The 24,000-nt window shown below is 67.6% G+C and carries 20 protein-coding genes, 1 pseudogene and 2 riboswitches; of the genes and pseudogenes, 9 read left to right on the forward strand and 12 right to left on the reverse strand.

Going from position 1 to position 24,000, the window contains the following annotated elements; genetic code table 11:
• Positions 1 to 1,167, reverse strand: a complete 1,167-nt coding sequence (locus BM43_RS11920; protein WP_036040194.1) for an NAD/NADP octopine/nopaline dehydrogenase family protein — start codon at positions 1,165 to 1,167, stop codon at positions 1 to 3.
• 119 nt (positions 1,168 to 1,286) lie between these two features.
• The gene (locus BM43_RS11925) at positions 1,287 to 2,204 is read right to left on the reverse strand and encodes a TauD/TfdA family dioxygenase (protein WP_036040192.1); all 918 of its coding nucleotides are present in this window, start codon (positions 2,202 to 2,204) and stop codon (positions 1,287 to 1,289) included.
• Positions 2,205 to 2,769: 565 nt separating this feature from the next.
• Here BM43_RS11925 and BM43_RS42670 point away from each other — a divergent pair.
• The 3 genes and pseudogenes from BM43_RS42670 to BM43_RS11935 all read left to right on the forward strand — a co-directional run.
• A pseudogene (locus BM43_RS42670) lies at positions 2,770 to 2,904 on the forward strand (LysR family transcriptional regulator); the annotation flags it as partial.
• Positions 2,905 to 2,979: 75 nt separating this feature from the next.
• On the forward strand, positions 2,980 to 3,693 hold the full coding sequence (locus BM43_RS11930) for a LysR substrate-binding domain-containing protein (protein WP_230676400.1): 714 nt from the start codon (positions 2,980 to 2,982) through the stop codon (positions 3,691 to 3,693).
• Positions 3,694 to 3,787: 94 nt separating this feature from the next.
• A complete protein-coding gene (locus BM43_RS11935) occupies positions 3,788 to 5,044 on the forward strand; it encodes an MFS transporter (RefSeq protein ID WP_036040190.1) in 1,257 nt (418 codons plus the stop codon).
• A gap of 57 nt (positions 5,045 to 5,101) precedes the next feature.
• On the opposite strand, the gene BM43_RS11940 is transcribed toward BM43_RS11935, so the two are convergent.
• From BM43_RS11940 to BM43_RS11960, 5 genes are all read right to left on the reverse strand, one after another.
• A complete protein-coding gene (locus BM43_RS11940; RefSeq protein ID WP_036057126.1) occupies positions 5,102 to 6,019 on the reverse strand; it encodes an ABC transporter ATP-binding protein in 918 nt (305 codons plus the stop codon).
• Positions 6,020 to 6,085: 66 nt separating this feature from the next.
• Positions 6,086 to 7,087, reverse strand: a complete 1,002-nt coding sequence (locus BM43_RS11945; protein WP_042286225.1) for an ABC transporter permease — start codon at positions 7,085 to 7,087, stop codon at positions 6,086 to 6,088.
• 86 nt (positions 7,088 to 7,173) lie between these two features.
• Entirely contained in the window at positions 7,174 to 10,794 is a 3,621-nt protein-coding gene (gene uca / locus BM43_RS11950; protein ID WP_036055443.1) for an urea carboxylase, read from the reverse strand.
• Positions 10,791 to 11,447 (reverse strand): urea amidolyase associated protein UAAP2, encoded by a 657-nt coding sequence (locus BM43_RS11955; RefSeq protein ID WP_013691315.1) that lies wholly within the window; start codon positions 11,445 to 11,447, stop codon positions 10,791 to 10,793. Before BM43_RS11955 ends, uca begins: the two co-directional genes overlap by 4 nt.
• A gap of 11 nt (positions 11,448 to 11,458) precedes the next feature.
• Positions 11,459 to 12,205: an urea amidolyase associated protein UAAP1 gene (locus BM43_RS11960; protein WP_036055442.1), complete on the reverse strand. Its 747-nt coding sequence runs from the start codon at positions 12,203 to 12,205 to the stop codon at positions 11,459 to 11,461.
• Positions 12,206 to 12,258: 53 nt separating this feature from the next.
• Positions 12,259 to 12,384: riboswitch (guanidine-I (ykkC/yxkD leader) on the reverse strand.
• 403 nt (positions 12,385 to 12,787) lie between these two features.
• Here BM43_RS11960 and BM43_RS42485 point away from each other — a divergent pair.
• Both BM43_RS42485 and BM43_RS11965 read left to right on the forward strand, forming a co-directional pair.
• Complete coding sequence (locus BM43_RS42485; RefSeq protein WP_255222523.1) at positions 12,788 to 12,913, forward strand: hypothetical protein; 126 nt, start codon at positions 12,788 to 12,790, stop codon at positions 12,911 to 12,913.
• 66 nt (positions 12,914 to 12,979) lie between these two features.
• Positions 12,980 to 13,102, forward strand: a riboswitch (guanidine-I (ykkC/yxkD leader).
• Between the two features lie 140 nt (positions 13,103 to 13,242).
• A complete protein-coding gene (locus BM43_RS11965; RefSeq protein ID WP_042286226.1) occupies positions 13,243 to 14,319 on the forward strand; it encodes an ABC transporter substrate-binding protein in 1,077 nt (358 codons plus the stop codon).
• An 87-nt stretch (positions 14,320 to 14,406) separates the two neighbouring features.
• Here BM43_RS11965 and BM43_RS11970 read toward each other — a convergent pair whose 3' ends face one another.
• Both BM43_RS11970 and BM43_RS11975 read right to left on the reverse strand, forming a co-directional pair.
• Positions 14,407 to 15,387: a LysR substrate-binding domain-containing protein gene (locus tag BM43_RS11970; protein WP_230676399.1), complete on the reverse strand. Its 981-nt coding sequence runs from the start codon at positions 15,385 to 15,387 to the stop codon at positions 14,407 to 14,409.
• 969 nt (positions 15,388 to 16,356) lie between these two features.
• Complete coding sequence (locus BM43_RS11975; protein ID WP_254227054.1) at positions 16,357 to 17,298, reverse strand: fatty acid desaturase family protein; 942 nt, start codon at positions 17,296 to 17,298, stop codon at positions 16,357 to 16,359.
• 433 nt (positions 17,299 to 17,731) lie between these two features.
• Between BM43_RS11975 and BM43_RS11980 the strand changes: the two genes are divergently transcribed.
• Positions 17,732 to 17,947 (forward strand): hypothetical protein, encoded by a 216-nt coding sequence (locus BM43_RS11980; RefSeq protein ID WP_036055440.1) that lies wholly within the window; start codon positions 17,732 to 17,734, stop codon positions 17,945 to 17,947.
• Positions 17,948 to 17,990: 43 nt separating this feature from the next.
• Here the strand turns inward: BM43_RS11980 and BM43_RS11985 are convergent, their stop codons facing one another.
• From BM43_RS11985 to BM43_RS11995, 3 genes are all read right to left on the reverse strand, one after another.
• Entirely contained in the window at positions 17,991 to 18,833 is an 843-nt protein-coding gene (locus tag BM43_RS11985; RefSeq protein ID WP_036055439.1) for a DMT family transporter, read from the reverse strand.
• Positions 18,834 to 18,965: 132 nt separating this feature from the next.
• Entirely contained in the window at positions 18,966 to 19,889 is a 924-nt protein-coding gene (locus BM43_RS11990; protein ID WP_036055438.1) for an amidohydrolase family protein, read from the reverse strand.
• 64 nt (positions 19,890 to 19,953) lie between these two features.
• Positions 19,954 to 21,252, reverse strand: a complete 1,299-nt coding sequence (locus tag BM43_RS11995; RefSeq protein WP_025101077.1) for an MFS transporter — start codon at positions 21,250 to 21,252, stop codon at positions 19,954 to 19,956.
• A gap of 139 nt (positions 21,253 to 21,391) precedes the next feature.
• Between BM43_RS11995 and BM43_RS12000 the strand changes: the two genes are divergently transcribed.
• The 3 genes from BM43_RS12000 (at position 21,392) to BM43_RS12010 (ending at position 23,896) form a co-directional block, all read left to right on the forward strand.
• The gene (locus tag BM43_RS12000; RefSeq protein ID WP_036035852.1) at positions 21,392 to 22,333 is read left to right on the forward strand and encodes a LysR family transcriptional regulator; all 942 of its coding nucleotides are present in this window, start codon (positions 21,392 to 21,394) and stop codon (positions 22,331 to 22,333) included.
• Between the two features lie 74 nt (positions 22,334 to 22,407).
• Complete coding sequence (locus BM43_RS12005) at positions 22,408 to 23,262, forward strand: lysozyme inhibitor LprI family protein (RefSeq protein WP_042286227.1); 855 nt, start codon at positions 22,408 to 22,410, stop codon at positions 23,260 to 23,262.
• A 100-nt stretch (positions 23,263 to 23,362) separates the two neighbouring features.
• Complete coding sequence (locus tag BM43_RS12010; RefSeq protein ID WP_036055437.1) at positions 23,363 to 23,896, forward strand: DUF4142 domain-containing protein; 534 nt, start codon at positions 23,363 to 23,365, stop codon at positions 23,894 to 23,896.
• The last annotated feature ends 104 nt before the right edge of the window (positions 23,897 to 24,000 follow it).

Below are 24,000 nucleotides of genomic sequence, written 5' to 3' on the forward strand. Positions count from 1 at the left end.
TCAGGCCGTCAACAGTTCGACAAGCTCGCGTTTGGAGAAGTCGAGCCTGTCGAGCTGGTGTCTGTAGCCGCTGAAGGACTCGATGTCCAGGTTCAAGGCCCGTACTTTCCGGACGATGTCCGCCGCATGTCTGCGCGTCGCCGGCAAGTCGATATCGGCTTTGCTCGCCAGCCATTCGATCGTGAGCAGCGCCGGGATATCTTCCTGCAACACGCGCCCCTCCTTGAGATCGACGATCGATTCCGCCGACCGGGAACGATAGATCGACTTGGTGTCCTGCATCGTTTCGAGGAAACTTTGCCGTGCCTTCAGGCCATATTGCTCCTCGAGCATCGAGGTGAACAGCCGGGTCCTGGCGCCATACTGGCCCGCCAATGCCACCCTCTCCTGGTCGAGTTCGCCCAACCTTTGGGCGTTGCCGGCGTGCACGCCCTCGCCGTAATGCAGGTACTGCAGCCCCTGTTCGGTCTTCTCCAGGTTGCGATCGTCCAGCGCGACGCCTAGATGAATGATGTACCCCAATGGATCGAACTGCAGATCGAGCGCGCGAACCACGTCGAAGCGGTGCCAATCCGCTCCGACCGTCGGCCCGGTGAACGCTCGTCTGAGCAGCGCCAGCGCCTCCTCGGAACGGTTGCCCGCCAGGGCGACGTTGGTTTTTTTCTTTCTCTTGAATTCGATCTTGTCCAGGATGTAACGCGTCCCGTAGAAACTATCCTCGACCAGCACCATCGAGGCGTGGCGCAGATTCCGGTCCGACCGATGGCGTGACAGCAGCGAAATCAGCCCGCCTTGCCCGCCCCGCACGAACACGAGATTGAGGGGCAGGCCGCCGGCGTTGCGACCCAGCCATTCGAACACCTGTTCTCGCAGCGGTAGGATGTCGGGCACCGTCACGATCACCAATGCGGCGCCATCCAGCAGCGCGGCGGCGTGGTCGTCGATCGCATGAACCTGCTCGGCGGGAAAATCGCTGGACTCCCGCTCGCCGGATATGATGTTTTCAAGGCGAATCCGGTGTGCGTCGTTCCGGTGGAAAAACGGATGATTGCTTCCACGCAGCAACACGAGGTGCGGGGTGAACTGCGTTTCGGCGCGGCGCCGATGGAGATCCACGGCCAGAGTCAACCCCACATGCCCGCCGCCAACGATAACGATCTTGTCCATGCTGATTGCCGTCCTTGCTCTGCAGTTGAAAAACGGATGAGAAAAGGAAGTCGCGCCATGCCCCTGGATCCCGGCCCCGCGTCGTGGGTCGGCCGCGAGAGGCCGCCACGGACGCCCCGTCACAGCCGAAGCGAAATCATGGTGTTGCCGTGCTGATGCCTCGCCATGTCCCGAGTGATGACGTACGAGCGAAACAGGAGCCGATCGAAATCTTCGTCTTCGAAGAGATCGCGGCCGTGCAGGGCATAGTCGTTGGGGATCAGGAGCGCCTCGCCCTTGCGGATGATGTGGCCGTTTTTTCGTCCAGCGACCAGCGCAAGCTCCGTGACGCGCTTCAATGCGGCCTCTGCTTCCCGAGAGGTGTCTTCGTCGAGCCCTGCAATCGGGCGAATATTGTCGAAGCTCATGCGAATCCTCAGTCGGTCTGCCGGATCACGGTCAAGGATGCTGATCCGTCTGATTTGCTCGCAGGGCCACCGCAATTTGCCGCCGGCTCGTATTTCATAAATGTCGCGATGCAGTAAGCCCAATTCCCGCTCCGTCAGCGAAGCCGCGATTTCCGTGGCCTCGGCCAGCAGGGTTTTCGGAACCTTGCCCTCAGCGGTGTGAGCGACCAGCGCCAGCGCTGCCGGCCTGCAACGGTCGGACGCAAAGGTGAGGTCGTTGTGCATCGTCAGCAACTCCAGCCCACTGCTGGACTCGTGCGATAGCGAGGTCGGACGGATGTCCGTGATGTAACTCTGGTTGTACTCGGAATATCCTGCGCATTTCCCGATTGCCTCGCCAATTGCCAGAACCAGGATTTTTGAATCCTCGACGTCGGAGAATGCGGGCAGGTTCGTGATCAGCAGCGGCCGCGGCGCATCCCAGAAAATATCGCCCAATCGAACCGGGAACTCATTCTCGTATACTGCCAACCGCGCCAAATAGCGGCTTTGTATTTGTCCCGGACAGTCCCGGCGCACCTTGAGAACCAGCGACTTCAATTCATCAGACTGAGGATTCGAAAGATGGATCGTTTTCAAGACTTCGCTCATTTGAGTGCCTCGGTTTTGAAGGCGATATCGCTTGTCGACTCCGTCCGATCAGGACGGGTTGCCCGATGTCAGCCGGCCCGGCACGGCCGGACGCACGGCGAGCCGCCAGCCGACGAGTGGACCGCGTCAGTGCCTGGAATGCTGATGTCGATTCGCCCCGAGACGCGGCGAATCGGGAAGTAAGGGGCGCAATTCCAACATGTCGGCCGCTCGTTTTCGAGGGTGTGGCTCAGGGAATACCTGAAAGTGATGTGAATGCCATGGTCGCATCGCCTCGTCATGTGGCCATTATGGAATCCGCATATTGAAATATGCGAGATAGATTGCATTTCTCTTTCAGCGTCGCTGATTCACGCACAAATTCATGCTAATGGCGTTGCTGCTGGCGGGAAAGCGAAAAATACGCTACCGTGGTGGCGCGTTTAAGTATCCATGTCGATTCCTCGACAATGAAGTCACCGCTGAAAACAGCAAGCTTTAATCCATCCCGGCTCGACAAAAACAGCCTTGTTGTTATCGCATCAGAATTGTCAATCCATCGACCACCACGGGTGATTCGACCGATATGAGACTGCCTTCCTTGCGAAATCTTCAGGTATTCGAAGCAGCCGCCAGACATCAGAGCTTTCGCGAGGCCGCCGATGCGTTGTTTCTGACGCACGGCGCCGTCGGCAAGCAGATCAAGGCGCTCGAAACCGAGTTGGGGGTGGAACTCTTTGCCCGCATAGGACGACGTGTCGTATTGACCAGTCATGGACGGCGCCTGCTGATTGCGATGTCCGAGGCGCTCGAGCGGATCAGCGAGACGGTCGGCGAGTTGCAACAGGAGTCACGGCATCCGGCGGACCGCCTGCCGGTAACAGTCGTGCCGTCGTTCGCGACACGCTGGCTGTTGCCAAGGTTGAAGGATTTTCACGAGCGTCATCCCGAAGTCACAGTGGAATTGGTCCCGACCGTGGCGACGCTCGATCTGTCGGCCAAGCATATTCCGCTCGGCATCAGGATGGGGCAGGGAAGCTGGAGCGGCCTCGAAGCGGAGCGTCTGACGACCGAGGAGCTGTTTCCCGTCGCCGCGCCAGACGGCATCGAGGGCTTCGCTACCTTGCCCGGCTCCGTCCACGACATGCTTAGCTATCCGCTTCTGAATCCCTACGACGAGTGGGAACGATGGTTCAAACGTGCCGGCATCAAGACGCCGGTGTGCGCGCGCGGACCGACCTATCAAGACGCCTCGCAGTTGCTACGGGCGGCCGAGGAACGCAAGGGCGTCGCGCTCGGCAGGAGATGGCTGGCCATGGACGCGATTCGGGAAGGACGGCTGGTACGCTTGCAGGGACCGGCAATGCCAACGACCCATGCCTATTTCCTGGTGCGTCCCAAGGCACATCCGTTGCCGGCCGCGGCCCAGGCTTTCGTCTCCTGGATCAGGCATCAAATACTGCAGTGTCAGGTCGAATTTCCCGAGTCCGAATCCTCATCGAGCAGTTGACGCCCTCCCCAAGACGCCTTGCCGCGAGTTCTGGGTTGCGCCAGGCGACAAGGCAAGCGCAGCGGCATTGGCACGACCAACCTGGGCAGAAGTCATGAAAGCATTCGCATGGTTGCAAATGTTGTCGTTAAGGGAACGACGCGCGCTGTATGCCGGATTCGGCGGCTATGCGGTCGACGCATTCGACTTCATGATCTATCCGTTCCTGATTCCAACACTGATTTCAAGCTTGGGCATGTCGCAAGGCGAGGCCGGGATGATCGCGACCGGCTCCCTCGTCTCGTCCGCGCTGGGCGGTTGGTTGGCTGGCATACTCGCCGACCGCTACGGTCGCGTGTTCATCCTGCAATGGACCATCGCCACGTTCGCGGTATTCACCTGTCTTTCCGGATTCGCGCAGTCGTTCTGGCAGCTTCTTGCCACGCGCACGCTGCAAGGCCTGGGTTTCGGCGGAGAATGGTCGGTCGTGACGATCATGATGGCGGAAACCATCCGAATTCCCGAGCTTCGGGCGCGCGCGGTCGGTACCGTGCAGAGCAGCTGGTCGCTCGGCTGGGCCGTCGCCGCCTTGGTGTATTGGGCATCGTTTACGCTGCTGCCGGAATCGCTGGCATGGCGCGCATGCTTCGGCGTCGGCATCATTCCCGCGCTATGGATCGTCTATATTCGCCGCCATGTCGCCGAGCCCGACATCTACCTGGAGACGCGGCGCAAGACGCCGCCGGGCATGCATTTCGTGCGGATCTTCAGTCGCGCGCAGCTGCCCAGGACGGTTCTAGGCAGCCTGCTGTGCAGCGGCATGCTGGGGGGCTATTTCGCGATCACCATGTGGTTGCCGACGTACCTGAAGACCTTCCGGCATCTTTCTGTCTTCAATACCGGGGGCTACCTGATCGTGCTGATCGTGGGCTCGTTCGTCGGCTATCTTGTCGGTGCCTCGCTGTCCGACCGGATCGGGCGGCGCGCCTCGTTCATCGCGTTCGCATTGGGTTCGTTCGCCCTGGCGATGACATACACGATGCTGCCCGTGACCAACACCATGATGCTCTTGCTCGGCTTCCCGCTGGGCATCGCCATGCAGGGAATCTTCGCGGGCATCGGCGCATACCTTTCGGAACTCTACCCGGGAGCCATTCGCGGTTCCGGACAGGGCTTCTGCTACAACTTCGGCCGTGGCACGGGTTCGCTGTTTCCCGTCACGGTTGGGATGCTGTCGCGGCATCTTTCCCTCGTCAGCGCCATCGGGCTGGTGGCCGGAAGCGCGTATTTGCTGGTGATCGTCTCCGCCCTGCTGCTGCCTGAAACCCGCGGCAAATCCTTCGCGGATCCAGAACCGCTCATACCCGAGTGATATGCGGCCCGGCGGGTTGCCGGGATGACGGCGGCGCTCGAACCGCTCACTCGACGCTCATTCCACGTTATCGGCCACGTCGGTCAGCCGGATCAGATGCGGCCGGACCTCGTCCTCGGCCGCCGCCTCGCCGGCCGGCTCGGGCGGATGGATCAACGCCTCGAGCCGCGCCTTGGTGGCGAGGAACTCCGGCGTATTCATCTGCCCCGCGCCGCGCGGGCGCGGCACCGGCACCTCGATCAGCTCCTGCACCGCACCCGGGTTCGCCTTGAGCACCAGGATCCGGTCCGCCAGCAGGATCGCCTCGTCCAGATCGTGGGTGATGAACAGGATCGTGATGTCGATGTTGCGCCAGATGTCGAGCAGGTGCGACTGCATCTTCGCGCGCGTCTGCGCATCCAGCGCGCCGAAGGGCTCGTCCATCAGCAGGATGCGCGGCCGGTTCGCCAGCGCCCGCGCGATCGCCACGCGCTGCTTCATGCCGCCCGAGAGCTGGTGCGGATAGACCTCGGCGAACTTCGTCAGTCCCACCAGATCGAGCCATTGCAGCGCCTCGCGCTCGGCCTCGCCGCGGCTGCTGCCGTTCATGCGCAGTCCGAACATCACGTTCTTCTTCACGCTCAGCCAGGGAAACAGCGTATAGCCCTGGAACACCATGCCGCGATCCGCGCCGGGGCCATGCACCGGCTTGCCGTCGAGCAGCACCTCGCCGCTGGTCTGCGTATCGAGCCCGGCCAGGATCCGGATCAGGGTGGACTTGCCGCAGCCCGACGGCCCGATCACGCAGACGAACTCGCGCCGGTGCGTGCGAAAGCGGATGCCGTCGAGCGCGACGCACTCGCCCTGCGGGCTGCGGTAGCGCTTGCCGAGGTCGTTGACCTCGAGGATCACCTCGCGCGCCTTGAGCTTGTCGAAACGCTCGCGCACGGCATCGGACTGGATCAGGTAGGACGGAACGGCTTGGGGGTTCTGCATGGTCGCCTCGGCATCTGGCAGGGTCGGTCGGTCGATCGGATTCATCGGGCAAGGCACGCGCTCGCCTCAGGCGCGCTGCGCGCGGTCCCACGGAAACAGCTTGCGGCCCAGCAGGCCGAGCACGATGTCGGTGCCCAGGCCGATGATCCCGATCATCAGGATCGCCGCGTAGACATTGTCGAAATGCTGGTAGCGCGCCTGCTGGCTGATGTACCAGGTGATGCCCGAGCTGGTGCCCACCAGCTCCGCGACGATCAGGTAGGTCCAGGCCCAGCCCAGCAGGATGCGCTGGTCGCGATAGAGGTCGGGCAGGATGCCGGGGATCGCCACGTGCGCGACCAGCCCCGGCTTCTTCGCGCCCAGCGTCATGGCCGCCTCGAACAACGCGTAGTCGAGCTTGCGCGTGGTGTTGGCGACGATCAGCACCTGCTGGAAGAAGGTGCCGATCACGATGATGGCGATCTTCGGCGCGTCGTAGATGCCGAGCACCGCCACCATCAGCGCGCCGAAGGCGGGCGCGGGCAGGTAGCGGAAGAACTCGAGGAAGGGTTCGTTCAGGCGCGCCACCGCGCCGAACACGCCGCACAGGATGCCGATCGGCACGCCCAGCGCCGAGGAGATCACGAAGCCCCAGAAGATCACCTGGATGCTGTGCCAGAGGCTCTGGTGCAGCCACACGCCCTCGCGCGAGGCCGGCGGCGTCGTGAAGGCCGTGTAGAAGGCGCGCAGCACCTCGTGCGGCGCCGGCAGGTAGACCGGGTTCGCGCGAATGCCGGCCGGCGGCGCGGCATGCGCCTCGCGCGCGTGGGCGAGTTCGTCGTCGAACACGGCGCGATCGACGCGCATGCCGGGCTGGAAATAATCGACGCTGCCGGGGTTGGTGATCAGCATCTGCGGATGCCAGACGAAGGGCACGTAGCTGATCACGCACCACACCAGCAGCGGCAGCAGGAAGGAGCCCAGGCCTAGCGTCCAGCGGGCGTGGGGGGACAGCTCGCGACGCACCGAGAGCCAGTCGGTGCGAGGGGCGCGATTGCTGCGGTCGGTACGTCGGGGGACGGTGTTCATTCCGTTCTCCAGGTTGACCGCGCCGCCTTCCCGGGCGGCGCGGTACGTTGATCGGGCAGCGGATTCGGGCACGGCGGCCAGCGCCTTCAGGCGCTCACCGCCTCGCCGGTGCGGATCACCATCAGGCGCTGCCCCGCCGCCACCGGCGCGCCCACCGCGCAATCGATCGTGTCGATCACGCCCGCCTCAGCGGCCTGCACCGTCACCTCCATCTTCATCGATTCGAGGATCGCGATCGGCTCGCCCTCGGCCACCGTCGCGCCCACCTCCACCAGCAGCTTCCAGACCGAGCCCGAGACGTCGGCCGTCACCGCGCGGCGGGCCGGGTCCAGCGCGTCGGCCGCCGCCGGGTTCGTGCTCCCCTCCCCGCCGCCGGCCGAGGTTTCGTCGACGTAATCGGCCTGGCCCGTCAGCCGCCAGCGTTCGCGCTCGGCATCGAAGGCGGCCTGCTGGCGCGTCTTGAAGGCGGCGATCGAATCGGCCTGGTCGCGCAGGAAGCGCCGGTATTCGCCAAGATCGAAGCTCGATGGCTCGATGCGCAGGCTCGCGCGGCCCGCCGTGAAATCCTCGCGCAAGGCGGCCAGCTCGGCCTCGCTGACCTCATAAAAGCGGATCTCGTCGAAGAAGCGCAGCAGCCAGGGCTTGCCGGGCTCGAACTCGCGCGTGCTGCGATAGCGGTTCCACATCTGCACGGTGCGCCCGACGAACTGGTAGCCGCCCGGCCCTTCCATGCCGTAGACGCACAGATACGCCCCGCCGATGCCGACCGCGTTTTCCGGCGTCCAGGTGCGCGCCGGGTTGTACTTGGTGGTCACCAGCCGGTGGCGCGGATCGAGCGGCGTGGCCACCGGCGCGCCGAGGTAGACGTCGCCGAGCCCCATCACGAGATAGCGCGCGTCGAACACGATGCGCTTGACGTCCTCGATCGAATCGAGCCCGTTGATGCGGCGGATGAATTCGATATTGCTGGGGCACCAGGGCGCGTCGGGGCGCACCGACTGCATGTAGCGCTCGATCGCGATGCGCGTCGAGGGATCGTCCCAGGACAGCGGCAGGTGCACGATGCGGTTCGGCACGCGCGCCTCGGCGTCGTCGGGCAGTTCGTGCTCGGCGCGGCGCAGGTGGTCGAGCAGCCGCGCGATCGGCAGCCGATCGGGATCGACATGGACCTGCAGCGAGCGGATCCCCGGCGTGAGATCGACGATGCCGGGCAGCGGATGCGCTTGCAGCCAGCCCATCAGCGCATGCACGCGAAAACGCAGCTCGAGGTCGAGCACGGGCGGGCCGTATTCGATCAGCACGTTGCTGTCGCCGGAGCGGCGGTAGACCACGCCGATGCCGCGCCCGGCATCCGGATCGCGCAGCAGCACGCAATCGGGCGCCGTGAGCGGCTTGGTTGCGCGTGCATCGATCTCGGCGGCGGCGGTTTCTTCCGCGACGGGAACGGCAGTGCGCGCGGCCGGCGCGAAACGCACCGTATCGCCGGGCCGCAGTTGCCCGAGCTTCCACAGCTCGTCGCGCACCACCGTCACCGGGCACACGAAGCCGCCCAGGCTCGGGCCGTCCGGGCCGAGGATCACCGGCATGTCGCCGGTGAAATCGACCGCGCCGATCGCATAGGCGTTGTCGTGGATGTTGGAGGGATGCAGCCCGGCCTCGCCGCCGTCGCTGCGGGCCCAGCGCGGCTTCGGCCCGACCAGGCGCACGCCCGTGCGGCTCGAGTTGTAGTGCACCACCCAGGCCGTGTCGTAGAGCATCGCGATATCGTCGGGCGTGAAGAAGTCGGGCGCGCCGTGCGGCCCGTCGAGCACGCCCAGCGTCCAGGCCTGGGTCAGTTGCGGCCGCTCGTGCTCGGCCAGCATCGCGCCGGCCTCGCCGCGCCCGGCGCCGGCGTCGAGATGCAGCACGTCGCCCTTGCGCAGCGCGCGCCCCGCATGGCCGCCGAACTGGCCCAGCGTGAAGGTCGCCTTGCTGCCCAGGTAGTCGGGCACCTGCAGGCCGCCCTTCACGGCCAGGCAGGCGCGCACGCCGGGCCCCGTCACGCCGCCGAGCTTGAGCACGGCGCCGGGCGCGGCGCGTCGGACCTGCCAGGCCGGCACCGGCTCGCCGTCGAGGGTGGCCGCGAACGCGGCGCCGCCGAGCACGAACAGCGTCGCGCAGTTGAAGCGCAGCGTCGCGCCGACCATCGTGAATTCGAGCCCGGCCGCCTCGGCGGGGTTGCCGAGCAGGCGGTTGGCCAGGTCGAAGGAACGGTCGTCCATCGGGCCCGAGGGCGGCACGCCGATATTCCAGTAGCCAGTGCGGCCCGGCGTCTGCTGCACGGTGGTCTGGATGCCGCCGTCGAGCACGTCGACGGTATGCGGCGCGAACACGAAGCGCGACAGGAAGGCGGTGGTCTGCGCGGCGCGCGCGAACGTGTCCGAGCCGACGATCGCGCGCAGGTAGTCGAGATTGGTCTCGATGCCGTACAGCGTGGTGCTCGCCAGCGCCTCGCGCAGCTTCGCGAGCGCGGCCTCGCGCGTGTCGCCCGCCACGATCAGCTTGGCCAGCAGCGGATCGTAATGGGCGCTGACCTCGGTGCCGGCCTCGACCCAGCTCTCCACGCGCGCCCCGGCCGGGAACTCGACATGCGTGAGCAGGCCCGCGCTGGGCTGGAAGCGCTTGTTCGGATCCTCGGCGTAGAGCCGCACCTGGATGCTCGCACCGCGCGGCAAGGCATTGGCTGCCAGCGCGGCGAGCGGCGGCAGGTCGCCCTCGGCCTCGAGGATCATCCACTCCACCAGGTCGGTGCCGGTCACCTCCTCGGTCACGCAGTGCTCGACCTGCAGGCGCGTATTCACCTCCAGGAAATAGAAGCGGCGCGCCTCGGCGTCGAACACGTATTCGACGGTGCCGGCCGAGGCGTAATCCACCGCCTTCGCGAGCCGCACCGCGCCGGCATGCAGCCCGGCGCGCTCGGCCTCGCTCAGGCCCGGCGCCGGGGTTTCCTCGATCACCTTCTGGTTGCGCCGCTGCACCGAGCAGTCGCGTTCGCCGAGCGCGATCACCTCGCCGCGCCCGTCGCCGAAGATCTGCACCTCGATATGGCGCGCGGCCTCGACGTACTTCTCGACGAACACGCCGGCGTTCGCGAAGTTCGCCGCGCCCAGCCGCGCGACGGTCTCGAAGGCGGCGGCCAGTTGCCCGGCATCGCGGCACAGCGACATGCCGATCCCGCCGCCGCCGGCCGTGCTCTTGAGCATCACCGGATAACCGATCCGTCCGGCGGCTTCCAGCGCGGCCGCCGCGTCGGCCAGCAAGCCGGTGCCCGGCAGCAGCGGCACACCCTGCTCGCGCGCGATCTCGCGGGCACTGTGCTTGAGCCCGAAGGCGCGCATCTGCGCGGCGCGCGGCCCGATGAAGCGCAGCCCGGCCGCCTCGCAGGCCTCGGCGAATGCCGGGTTCTCGGACAGGAAGCCGTAGCCGGGATGGATCGCCTGCGCGCCGGTCTCGCGCGCGGCGGCCAGGATCGCCTCCATCCTCAGGTAGCTGTCGGCGGCGCCGGCGGGGCCGATGCAGACCGCCTGGTCGGCCAGGCCGACATGCGGCGCGTGCCGGTCGGCTTCGGAATAGACCGCCACCGAGGCGATGCCCAGCCGCCTGAGCGTGCGGATCACGCGGCAGGCGATCTCGCCGCGATTGGCGACCAGCACCTTGGCGAATCTCATCGCGCCTCCCAGATCGTCAGCCGCACCGGCGTGGGGTTGTAGCCGTTGCAGGGGTTGTTGAGCTGCGGGCAGTTCGAGATCAGCACCGTGAGGTCCTGCTCGGCGCGCATCTCCACGTACTTGCCGGGCGCGGAGATGCCGTCCTCGAAGCTCAGGCCGCCCTCCGGCGTCACCGGCACGTTCATGAAGAAGTTGACGTTGCCCACCAGGTCGCGCTTGGACAGGCGCGTGCCGACCCCGCAGCTGCAATGCGTGATGGCCTTCAGGAAGGAGTCGCGGCAGTTGTGCATGTGGCGCTTCTCCAGCGCGTAGCGCACGGTATTGCTCTCGGCCGCGCAGGCGCCACCCAGCGTGTCGTGGCGCCCGCAGGTATCGGCCACGATGGTCGCCAGCGGGCGGCCGAGGTTCGACATCAGCACGCTGCCGGCGCCGAGGTAGATCCGTCGCTGCGCGCGGATCGTGTCCTGCGCGCTGTAGCGCTCGGCCGGATCGTGGCTGCTGTAGAACAGCGTGTCGACGGCCTGGTTGCCTTCCAGGTCGAGGATGCGCAGCACCTGCCCCTGCTTGAGCTCGTGCAGCCAGGGCTCGCCCGAGGGCAGCGTGTGGTCGTAGCTCGCGTCGCGCGGATCGAGACGGCTTTCGATGATCGTCATGGCGGCGCTCCTCAGGCGAACAGGCGGTCGGTGTTGATGAAGGCGCGGCCGTTCTCCGGGCGCGAGTTACGGCAGAGGTCGTCGGCGCCGGCCGCGCCGTCGGCCGGATAGGCGCGGTAGGCGATCAGCTTCACCGGGCGGGGCGCGTAGGTGGAAGACGGGTCGAGCGGATGCGGAGCGGTCGAGAAGGCGGCCAGCGTGTTCATCTCGAAGCGCAGGTCGAAGGCGCTGCCGGGCGCCGAGTGAGCGGCCACGAACTCGAGCTCGCCGTCGGCGCCGCTGGCCAGCCGGCTGAAGAAATTCACGTTGGCGGCCAGGTCGCGCAGGCCGAGCCCGTGCTTGGCGAGTTCGAGCACCAGGCTGTCGCGGCCGTTGCGGATCATCGCGTTGCGCTGCTGCTGGTATTGCGTGCTGCCGTACTTGGCGGCGAACAGCGCGGCGTCGCCCACCCCGCCGAGCGGATCGTGCCAGCCGAGCGTGTCGGCCGTGATCGAGGCGATCACGCGGCCCATGTCGGTATGCAGCGCATGGCCGGCCGTCAGATGGGCGGTGTGCTGCGCCTTGAGCGTGTCGGCCATGTTGTAGCGCTCGAGCAGGTCTTCCTGGCGATGGAACACGGCGGCCAGGTTCGCGCCGCCTTCGAGATCGACGATGCGCAGCGCCAGGCCGCGCCGCAGGCAGCCCGACCAGTGGGTGCCGGCCGGGATCAGCGTTTCCCACAGCACGTGCGGGATCGGCGGGAGGGATTGGGAAGTCATCGAGGCTCCTGGGATCGGATGGGATGGCATGAGAGGGCGATGACGTCATCGCGACCTCCCGGGCTTTTATCCCTCCGTGGAGCCTCGCCGCGACCTCGGACGAGGCCGTCGGCAAGACCGGAACGCTCTCGGACCAGGCATCGCGCTCAAGCGCGACCGGAACCCTAGCGATCCTGAAGATGATGCAAATCGCTTCGCACCTCTCGGTTCGCTATCAAGCGATTTGCGTGCCAGTGACGGGGAAGCGTTGGCGGCGCGGCGGGTTGGAGCGGCGGCGAAGCGCGGCGGCGCTGGCGCGCGGGGGTTTTCGCGCAGCTTGGGTGCCATCGCCTGGACGGCATCGGCGCGAACGGCGCCGCGCCCTCGCATCGTGCATGCGCCGGGGCCCGCGCACCACGGCCATGCGCGACGCGCACCGCCGGCGCGCATCGCGAGGGCCGCGCGAGACGGCATATACAAGCTGGCGCGCCATCGCGCCCAGCTTGCTTTCAAGCGCCTTGCGCGTGCCTGAGCAAGCCTCGAATCGCGCGATGGCACGGCCATTGCACGGCCTCTCGCATCGCCATCCCCCAGGAGACCGGAATGAAGACCATGCTGGCATTGCGCAACGCGCTGGCCCTGCTGTTTGCCGCGCGCTTCATCGAATTGCAGCGCGCCGCGCGCCGCGAAACGATGGCTCGCGTCGCCCCCGAGGACGGCGCCCGCTGAATCGCGCCGCCCGTCGCTGGCATGCTTTTCGCTCGACCAGCGATCGAGAGGTGCGGCGAAGTCGCATCTTAGGGGTGCTAGGGTTCCGGTCGCGCGCGAGCGCGATGCCTGGTCCGAGAGCAGCCCGGCACGGGCCGGCGCGCGATGCGCGGGACACGTGCTACACGGCGGGACAAAAGCCCGGGAGAGCAGCGTAGCGATCGCTACCGCGCCTCTCCGTGGCCGTTTTTTCGTTCCGCACCGATTCCGGAGATCCGGCCACGCCAGCGGCCCGCGCAATGCGCGGGCCGGTTCGACGTCACGCCATCCCAGATACGCCGGAGTTCACGATGAACCGCTTTGCCTCTGCCCTGCGCCGCCTGCTGGCCGCCTGCTCCTCCCGTCCCGCCCCGCTCGTCCCACCCGTCCGGTCCGCCGCTCCCGCGCGCCGCGCGCTGCATGCCTTCGCGCTGGCCGGCGCGCTGTCCGCCCTTTGCGCCGCGCCGCTCGCGCACGCGGCGCCGCCGCTGAAGATCGGCTATAGCGACTGGCCGGGCTGGGTCGCGTTCCAGGTCGCGCTCGACAAGGGCTGGTTCAAGGATGCGGGAGTGGACGTCGATTTCGAGTGGTTCGACTATTCGGCCTCGCTCGACGCCTTCTCGGCCGGCAAGCTCGACGCGGTGACGGTCACCAACGGCGACGCGCTGGTGACCGGCGCCTCGGGCGCGAAGAACACCATGATCCTGCTGACCGATTACTCGGCCGGCAACGACATGATCATCGCCAAGCCGCCGCTGCGCAGCGTCGAGCAGTTGAAGGGCAGGAAGATCGGCGTCGAGCTGGGCCTGGTGGACCACCTGCTGGTCGAGACCGCGCTGCAGAAGCACGGCATGAAGGACGGCGACGTCACCCTGGTCAACGCCAAGACCAACGAGCTGCCGCAGGTGCTGGGCTCGGCGCCCGATATCGCGGCGGTGGCGGCCTGGCAGCCGAACGCGGGCGAGGCGCTCAAGCGCGTGCCGGGCGCGCGGCCGATCTTCACCTCGGCCGATGCGCCGGGCCTGATCTACGATGCGCTGTCGGTCTCGCCCACCAGCCTCGCGGCGCGCCGCGCCGACTGGGCCAAGGTGATCCGGGTCTGGTATCGCTGCGTGGCCTATATCGCCGATCCGAAGACCCAGGCCGATGCGGTGAAGATCATGGCCGCGCGTGTCGGACTCACGCCGGAGCAGTACCTGCCGCTCCTGAAGGGTACCCACCTGCTGGACGCGGCCGCCGCGAAGCAGGCCTTCCACAAGGGCACGGGGCTGGATTCGATCTACGGCTCGACCGCCAATGCCGATCGCTTCAACGTGCGCAACGCGGTCTACAAGCAGGCGCAGGATGTGCCGACCTATATCGACCCGTCGCTGGTGAACGCGAACTGAGCGTGAACGCGGCGCCGTCCGGGCCTGACGCCGACCTGATGCGGGCGGCGACATGGCGCCGGCATGAAACGAGGCTGGCGGCGCGCCTCAGCGCACGCTGCGCAGCCTCGGCGTGCCGCCTTCTCCGAACATCAGCGCCTCGGCCTGGTTGAGGCTCGGCAGGCCGTGCCGCTCGGTCTCGCCGACCAGCCAGTCCACCAGCGCGGTCGCATCGGCGCTGCTGCTCGCCTCGCCGTTATTGACCAGCACGTAGCTGCCCGAGGGCACCGTGCAGTCGCCGAACAGCTCTATCAGGCGCCCTTGCCGGATCAGCCCGTCGATCAGCGGCCGGCGGCCGATGGCGATGCCGTGGCCGTCCACGGCAGCCTGCACCAGTTGATCGTACTGGCTGAAGGTCAGGCCGCCGGCCGGCTTCATGCGCGGCACGCCGAGCGCCTTCAGCAAGGTGTTCCACGCATACCAGGGCCACTCGCCGCGCGCATCGTGCATGTGCAGCAGCACGTGCCGCCCGAGGTCGGCCGGGGTGCGAATCGCCATGCCCTGCGCACTGGCCAGCCCCGGGCTGCAGACCGCCACCACGCGCTCGCGGAACAGCACGCGCGCATCCGGCACCAGCATGTTGGGCCCAATGTATCGGACTGCGAAATCAAGCCGCTTGCGCCGCAGATCCTCGATCTCGCTGGTGGCCGACACCCGCACGTCGATGTCGGGATGTTGCATGCGAAACGACCCGAGACGCGGAATCAGCCACAGCGCCGCGAACGATACCGTGGTGGACAGCGAGATGGCCCGCTGCGCGACGCCCTCCGACAAGGCATCGATGGCATGTTCGATGTCCGACAGGGCCATCGCGATGGTGCCGTACAGCGAGCGCCCTTCCTCGGTCAGCGTGAGGGCGCGGATATGCCGATGGAACAGCTCGATCTGCAGGCGCTCCTCGAGCGCCTTGACCTGCCGGCTCACGGCCGATTGCGTGACATTCAGTTCCTGGCCGGCCTTGGTGAAGCTCAGATGCCGCGCCGCGCACTCGAAACCTCTCAGAAAATCGAGCGACGGCAGATTCTGCAAACGTTTTGGACTCGTCATACCGCGACCTCTCACATCGATGCGCCGCGTGTGGCCCTCGGCGCGTGCGGCCCACCTTGGACCGCGCTCTCATTATTTCCGTCGTCGCTGTCGCGATGCGGATGTTATTTCGGAGTGCGACATACTGACTCCGCCCGTCGATTCGAAGGCCTCATTTTCAAGCCGAATTATGACGCCCTCATTTCCTGAACGTAATCTACCAGAATTTCCAAAAGCGAACGAGTCAATTCTGGATGACAAAATGAGTTATGTTTTTGTAAAAACAAAAAACGAAACAGTCAAATCCAGACGTTTGAATTCGAGAATGGAAAATTCACCGACAAAGGCTTGTCGCAAACCCTTTCCAGAGCTCGCGCGGAATGCCCATATTCCACGACAGGAAAGACAAATATCTCGAACCTAGATAATCTTCAGCAAATACATAAATACATTTCGCCAACGATTAAATTTCAATCCACAAACAAAATCGGTTATTCATTCCGGCGTGCCGGCAGCAATCAGCAAGATCATTCAGGAAATAGATAATCACGCCGCGATTAATAGATCGCCTGCTATAAAACACCACCGCCGACCAGGGAAATTCAACTGCCCAATGGAAAATTTAATTGCTTCCTGGAAGTCTGTAAACGACGGCATGCCGCGTATCGTCTGAAGCCGGTTCGCGCGGAAAACCCGCGGCACCGTCCGCCGCGTGGGCATTCCCCGCGCAAGCGCTGCCGGCAAAGCACGCGCGCGTCGGAGGTAGCCTCCGTTTTCGACACGGGCCGTCGCTCGCGGGGATCACGTCCGGATGATGGCTCCGTCACGTCATGACGCAATGACCGCCCGGCAACGAGGTGGGCATGGGAAGAGAGACAGGCGCGGACATGCCGCGCCAGGTCGAAATGGCGGGGATCCAGATGAGGAATGCAGAACGATCGCGGCGCCGCCCCGTGACGGCTCGCGCCAGGCTCAGGCCGAGGCGCGGGCCGTCTCGCCTTCGCCGGGCATCGTGTCGCCCCCGGCCGTGTCGCCGCCGCTATCGGGCGGTGCGAGCCGGCCGCGCAGCAGCGCGCCGTAGAAATCGCGATAGCTGCGATGGTAGTAGCGGATGCGCGGCGCGATCACGCCGTGCAGGTCGTGCAGGCGCTCGATCGGCAGGCCCGGCATCATGTGATGCTCGACATGGTAGTTGTTGCCGTTGGTGAACCAGGTCATGAAGGCATTGCTGGCGATGGTGCGCGTATTGCGGCACGGGTCGGTGCTGTCGAGCTCGCAGCGGTAGTGCTCGGGCATCTCGACCAGCGCATGCACGGGCGAGGCCGCCGCCAGCGAGGCCAGCCAGATCCACGCCGCGAGCCACGAATGCAGCAGCGCCGAGACGAGGCACAGCGCGGCGATCACGGCCAGCATGATCGCGTGGTCGCGGCGGATCGCCTTCGAAACCGCCGGATTCTCGTTGAAGCTCGCGCCCGGCATCCACAGCCTGCCGAAGTTGCGCAGCACCTGCAGGTAGTGCGGCGCCATCGACAGCCGCCAGATCCACCGGCCGAGGCCGACGAGCGGATGCGAACCATATTGGTCGCCGTAGTCGAAGTACTCGCGGTTCTCCGGCGTGCCGAGCAGCCGATGATGGCGCAGATGGCTGTCCTGATAGGCGTGGAAGGACACCAGCATCGGCAAGCCCACCAGCACGCCGAACAGCGTGTTCAGGCGCCGGCTGCGAAAGCCCTGCTGATGCAGCGCCTGGTGCTGCAGTTCGACGCCGTGCGCGAACATCAGGCCGATCGTCGTCACGCCGATCGCCTGGCATGGCCACCAGGTCGACAGCGCGAACCAGACGCCGTGCGCGATCAGCATCAGATAGACGGCAAGCTTCAGGCCGAAGGACACGCCGCTCGGGCGGCTCTTCATTTCTGCCAGCGCCTGCGCGCGCGAGGCAAACGGGGAAAGGACGGACACGACATGCTCCTGGACCGGTTCGAACCTGCACGCACCGCCCGGCTCGCGTGGTGCCGAGCGGCCATGCGGCGAGCGCGGTGGTTCGTGCACCGGCCTGCATTGTTGTCGAGGCCCGTCGCGCGAACAAACGATTTTTCCGAACGCAATGCATGAGGCTCAGGCATGGATGGTTCGCCCGGGCAGACATGACGGGCCCGCTCGGCATGGATGCGCGGCACGCATGCATAGGCTGCGGAGATAGCGTTTGCCGTGCAGGCGGGCTTGCGACAAGAATCGATTCCGTTGCGGCCGGCCCAGGGCCAGGGCCTCCACGGCGTCGCCGAATCACGACAAGTGCCGGCGCCCCGAACCGACCGGCCGTCCCTCATCACAGGACATCCCTTCGATGCCGAAGCTCCCGATTCCCTCGTGCGCCATCCACCACGCCGACGCGCAACCGTATCTGGATCCGCGCGACGGCGGCACCTTGGCCGCGCTGCCCGAGGCCGGCGTGCTGGTCAGCCTGCGCGGCATCACCTACGTGGTGGAATTGCCGGCCCGCGAACATGCCAAAGCCTCCTTATGGCGAACCCTCGCGGGATGGCGGGACCGCGCCGAATGAGCGGCATCGGCGATGCCTGCCGCATCGGCGATGCGCGGCCGCGCTAACGGCTGCTGCGCCCGCGCAGCGCCACCGCCGCGACGCCGGCGATCGCCATCAGCCCGCCGCCGAGTGTCGCCAGCCCCGGCCGCTCGCCCGTCATGAAGATCGACAAGCCCATCGCCGCGGCCGGCACCAGGTAGAGGAAGTGGGTGGCGCGCGCCGGTCCGAAATGGCTCAGCGCGAAGGTCCAGCTCGCGTAGCCGAGCGCGGCCGGGAAGATGCCCAGCAGCAGCACCGCGCCGGCCAGCAGCGTGTAGGCCGTGCAGGCGAGCGGGCCATACACGGGAATCAGTCGGCGCTGCAGCACGAAGTAGACGGCCGCGCCGGCGGCGGCCAGCAGGATCAGCGTGGTGCCGCTGCCCAGCGCCAGGCCGCCGGGCTGGCCGCTCGCGATCAGGCCGATGCCGGCGAAGCTGAACAGCGAGCCGGCCCAGCCTTGGCGATTGAGTTTCTCGCGCAGGAACAGCGTCGAGAGGATCGCGGTGACGATCGGCGAGGTGCTCATGATGAAGGCGGCCGCGCCGGGCGCGACGCTCAGCTCGGCGGTGTTCAGCAAGGCGTTGTAGCCGGCGATGCCGAGCAGCCCCGACAGCGCGAAGGCCATCGCATCGCGCGCGGTCGGCCGGCGCGGGCGGCGCCAGGCCAGCCAGCCGAGCACCAGCACCGCGGCGGTCGCGAAACGCGCCGCCGCCAGTTGCATCGGCGAGAGTTCGTGCAGGCCGATGCGGATGAACGGAAACGCGGACGCCCACGAGAGCACCGTGAAGGCGACCGCGCCGGCCGCGCGCGCCGTGCCTCGCGGCCCGGCGGATGGCGACTGTGATTGCGACTGGATGGTGCTCATGCTGGCTCGCTCCCCACGAAAGGCATCCTGCTTCGATGAGGGGCGATTGTGTGCCGGGGTCGATGCGCGGGTAAGCCGGGAAGCCGGCGATTCAGAATCCGCGAAGCGCGGACAATCGCCGGCCCGGCAGGGTCAGAAGCGGAACAGCTCGCGCGCGGAATCGACCAGGATGGCGCGCCGCTGCGCCTCGTCGGGGACCCACTGCCGCAAGGCGCGCGCGGCCGACGGATAGTCGACCAGGTGGCGATGCTCCGTGTGCGGCCAGTCGCTGCCCCAGACCAGCCGCTGCGGGCTGAAGGCGGCCAGCAGGTGGGCGGCCAGCACCGTGCCCGCTGCCGCGCCGTCGCCGGCCGCCGCGCCGGCATTCGCGCTCGCCTTCGTCTCCACGCTGCGATAGGCCGCCGACAGCTTGACCCAGACACGGCCGCTGTCGGCGCGCCGGAGCAGCGCGCGGAAACCCGGGTCGCGCGCGCCGGCAGCCGGATCGGGCCGGCCGAAATGATCGACCACCACGGTGCAGCGCTGCGCCAGCAGCGCATCGAGCAGCACCGGCAGGTCGGCCGCGCCGCGATGGATCTCGATGTGCCAGCCCAGCGCGTTCAGCCTCGCGAGCAAACGCGGCCACGGCCCCTGCTCCAGGTCGGGCAGCGGCAGCCCGATCAGGTTCAGCCGCGCGCCGACGATGCCGCTGGCCGCGAGCGCCGCCAGTTGCGCCTCGTCGATCGCGGGATCGACCACGGCCACGCCGCGAAAGCGTTGCGGATAACGACGCGCGACGGCGGCCAGCCAGCCGTTGTCGGTGCCGAGGAAGCTCGGCTGCACCAGCACGCCTTGCGAGAGCCCATGCGCCGACAGATGCGCCACATAGGCATCGAGCGTCGCGTCGTAGTCGGGCGCGTGGCGCCTCTGCGCGGCCAGCGGCAGGCCACGCACGAACAGGTGGGCATGGCTGTCGATGCCGGCCACGGCGGGCGCGGCGGCCGCCAGCCAGGCCGCGCCGGCGGCGCTCAGGCCCGACTCGGCATGCATCGCGCGATCGTCAAGCGTGGTGCTCATGATGGGAAGGACGGGAGACATCGATGAAGAAGGAAGAACCGGCGGCACGCTTCGACCATGCCGCTCAGCCGCGCGACGCGCTCGGCGCGCGGCCGTCGTCGGCGCGGCCCGGCTGGTTCGCGGCGAGCGGCGCCGCGATCCGGCGGCCGCGCGTCTCGGGCAGCATCAGCGCGGCGATCACCACCAGCCCGTAGGCGATGCCGGCGTCGATGCCGAGCGCCGTGCCCAGCGACATCGAGCTGCTCATATGGCCGATCAGCACCGGGAAGCCGGCCGAGACGATGCGCCCGAAGTTGTAGCAGAAGCCCACGCCGGTGCCGCGCACGCCTTGCGGGTAGAGCTCGTTGAACAGCGCGCCGAGGGTGGCCGGGATGCCGGCCGAGACCAGCCCGAGCGGGAAGCTCAGCACCAGCATGGTGGTGTCGCCGATGGGCAGGAAGGTGTAGAGATTGACCATCACCGCGCAGCCGATCGCGAACACGATCACGGTCCAGCGCCGGCCGATGCGGTCCTGCAACCAGGCGCTGACGAAGCAGCCGACGATGAAGGCGACGATCACCACGGCCAGGTAGCCGCCGGTGCCGAGCACCGACAGGTGGCGCTCGGTCTTCAGGTAGGTGGGCAGCCAGGTGGTGATCGCGTAGTAGCCGCCGTGCGCGCCCAGGCCGATCAGGCCGCCGACCGCCGTGGTGCGCAACACCGAGGGCGCGAAGATGCCGGCGGCCATCGCCAGCACGCCCTGGCGCTCGCCGTTCGCGTCGACCGGCAGCGGCTCGCGCGGCGGCTCCACCACGTTGCGGCGCAGGTAGAGCACCAGCAGCGCCGGCAGCAGGCCGACCGCGAACAGCAGGCGCCAGGCCCAATCCTGCGGCACCAGCGAGAAGATCGCCGTGTAGACCAGCACCGCGCCGCCCCAGCCGAAGCCCCAGGCGCTCTGCACGATGCCCATCGCCTTGCCGCGGTGCTTCGCGTTGATGGTCTCGCTGAGCAGCACCGCGCCGGCGGTCCATTCGCCGCCGAAGCCGATGCCCTGCAGCGCCTTCAGCGCCAGCAATTGCTCGAAGTTCTGCGCGAAGGCGCTCAGGAAGGTGAACAGCGAGAACCAGATCACGGTGATCTGCAGCGCGCGCACGCGGCCGACGCGATCCGACAACACGCCGGCCAGCAGCCCGCCCAGCGCGCCCGCCACCAGCGTGGCGCCGCCGATCAGCCCGGCCTGCGCCTTGGAGATGCCCCAGACCGTCAGCAAGGTGGGGATCACCAGCGAGAAGATCTGCGTATCGGCGGCGTCGATCGCCCAGCCCGCGAAGCAGCCCCACAGGGTTCGTTTCTCGACGGGGGTGATGTCCCGGTACCAGCGCATGATCGTCTCCTCTTGCGCGCAGCCTGGCGCGCGGCGCGCCGGCTGATGCGCCGGCGGCAATTGATTGATAGCACGCATTCTGGCGGGATGCGCCTGGCTCGCATACTATGGAAACGTTGATCTTTCATTGCATCGTGTTATGGAATCCGCTCGCATCCTCAAGTATTTCCTGGCCGTGGCCGACGCCGGCAGCGTGACCGGCGCGGCCGAGCGGCTGGGCCTGGCGCAGCCGGCGCTGAGCCAGGCCATCACGCGGCTCGAGCGCGAACTCGGCGTCAAGCTGTTCTCGCGCACGCGGCGCGGCGCGGCGCTGACCGCCGCCGGCGAGGCGATCGTCGACGACATCCGCCTGAGCGTGGCGCGCATCGAGGCCGCCGAGGCGCGCGCACGCGATATTGGCGCGCAACGCGGCGGGCGGCTCGCGATCGGCTTCGTCTCGGCGGCGCTGTTCGAGGTGCTGCCGCGCGCGATCGCGGCGCTGCGCGCCGAGGTGCCGAACGTGGAGCTGGCGCTGCGCGAGATGAGCAATGCCGAGCAGGCCGCCGCGCTGGAATCGGGGGAGATCGACATCGGCCTGCTGCATACGCCGGTGGTGGTGCGCGGGCGCATGCACGAGAAGCTGATCGCGCGCGAGAGGCTGCACGCGGTGGTGCACGAGACGCACGCGCTCGGCGCCGACGGCCGGCTCGCGCTGGCCGACCTGGCGCGCATCGGCCTGGTGTGGTTCCCGCAAGGGCAGTTGCCGGTGGTGCGCGCCGGTATCCTCAGCGCGTTCCGCAAGGCCGGCTGCGAGGCCAATATCGTGCAGGACGCGAACCGCTCGCTGACGGTGCTCGCCTGCGTCGCGGCCGGCTGCGGCGCCTCGCTGCTGCCGGCTTCGGTGCAGGCGCTGCGCTTCTCCGGCGTGCGCGTGTGCGAGGTGCGCGACGGCGATGCGCTGCCCTTCTTCGAGCTGAGCGCGGTGTGGCCGAACCGTTCGCGGCCGACGCTGGCCGATCGCTTCGCCGCGCTGCTCGATCGCGATGCCGGCAAGCCGGCCGCGGGCGGCAAGGCGCAGCCTGCGCGGCGCCGTGCAGGTTGATGCCGACGTCGATGTCGTGGATTGCCGATACGACATCGACAGCAAACAGAACCAGACAACCAGGAGATCACGCCATGCCACGTCCTTCCCCGCTCGCGCTCGCCCTGCTCGCCGCCGCGCTGCTCGCGGCGCCGGCCGCGCATGCCATCGACTGCCGCAAGGCGGCCAGCCCGATCGAGCGGACGATCTGCGCGGACCGGCGGCTGCAGGCTGCCGACGCGGCGATGGGCGCCGCCTACGCGGCCACGCTGAAGGCCGCCGGCGACGAAGGGATCCGCGCGATGCTGGTGGCCAGCCAGCGGCGCTGGCTGCTGCGCCGCGATGCGCAGCTCGGCCATCTCGACGCCGTCGATGATGGCCAGGGCCCGCCCGACGAAGCCGCCCGGCGCGAGATCGTGCTGAAGGCGATCCGGGATCGCACGCGGGTGCTCTCGCAGGCCGGCATGCACAACCCCTATCAGCGGCGCCTGGTCGAGGTCGCGCTGGCGCAACGCGCCTTCGAGGCACGCTACACGGGCGGCCCGTTCGCCGGCTACCAGACATCCTGCGATTTCCTCCCGCAAGCAGGCAGCTATAGCTACGGCTGCTTCGGCACGCAGCGTTTCCAGCATCACGACCGGGTCTGCTCGGTCAACCAGGATTGGGCCAGCGGCAGCGTTTCCGAACGGCGCGAGGTCGGGCGCGTGGTCAACGGCAGGCTGACGGCCGTGGCGAGTTGCTCGATCGGCGGCGGCGAAGCCGGGCAGGCCTGTCCCGACGACGATGCCAAGGGCACGGCGGCGCGCTGGCCGGCGCAGCTCGACGCCGAGGCGACCCGCAACGAAGCGCCGCCGGTGCCGCCCGCGCCCCTGCTCGATGCCGATGTCGGTGAGATCGACCAGGGCTGGCTGGCGGCCTGCCTGGGGGATGCCACTTATCCGCCGCGTTGAGGGCGGGAATAAAACAGACGAAAGCCGTGTTGTCTCGTGACGGCCCCGGCCTTCGTCCGGGCGCCGAAGCTCCCCGAACCGTCACGAGTAGAGGTCATCCATGCATCGTCGCTCCCTGGTTTCCCTGTGTTGCAGCGCCGCCGTCGCGCTGCTGACGTCAAGCCTCGCCCCGCTCGCCGCGCACGCGGCCGGCGGCGCGACGTCCGACGCCGACCGCGCCTTCGTCGCGATGGTCTCGCAAGGCGGCATGTTCGAGGTCGAGGCCGGCAAGGTCGCGGCCCGGCAAGGCGCGCGGCAGGACATCGTCGACCTCGGCAGCACCGAGGCGCACGATCACCAACTGGTGGGCGCCAAGCTGCTGGCCGCCGCGAACGCGGCCGGCATCCAAGTCGATACGCAACTGAACGCGGCCTTCACGCAGCGCCTCGACAAGCTGCGCGGCCTGTCGGGCCCCGCCTTCGACGATGCCTTCATCGCCGAGATGAAGACCATCCACGCGGCCGACGGCGCGGCCTTCGCCAAGGAGGCGCGCGACGGCGGCGATCCCGGCCTGCGCGCCTTCGCGGCCGAAACGGTGCGGATCGTGAAGCGCCACCAGGGCGCCCTGCACGCGCTGCCGCCGGAAAACGGCTGATTCCCCGCGCGCGTCGCGGCCCTCCCGCCTCCAGCGGTAACGCGCCGCAAGAATCGGGAAACATGCCGTTTCGAGAAGGCCGACGATCCTTTCGCTTTCCGAAC

The organism is Burkholderia gladioli, from assembly GCF_000959725.1.
GTDB lineage: Bacteria > Pseudomonadota > Gammaproteobacteria > Burkholderiales > Burkholderiaceae > Burkholderia > Burkholderia gladioli.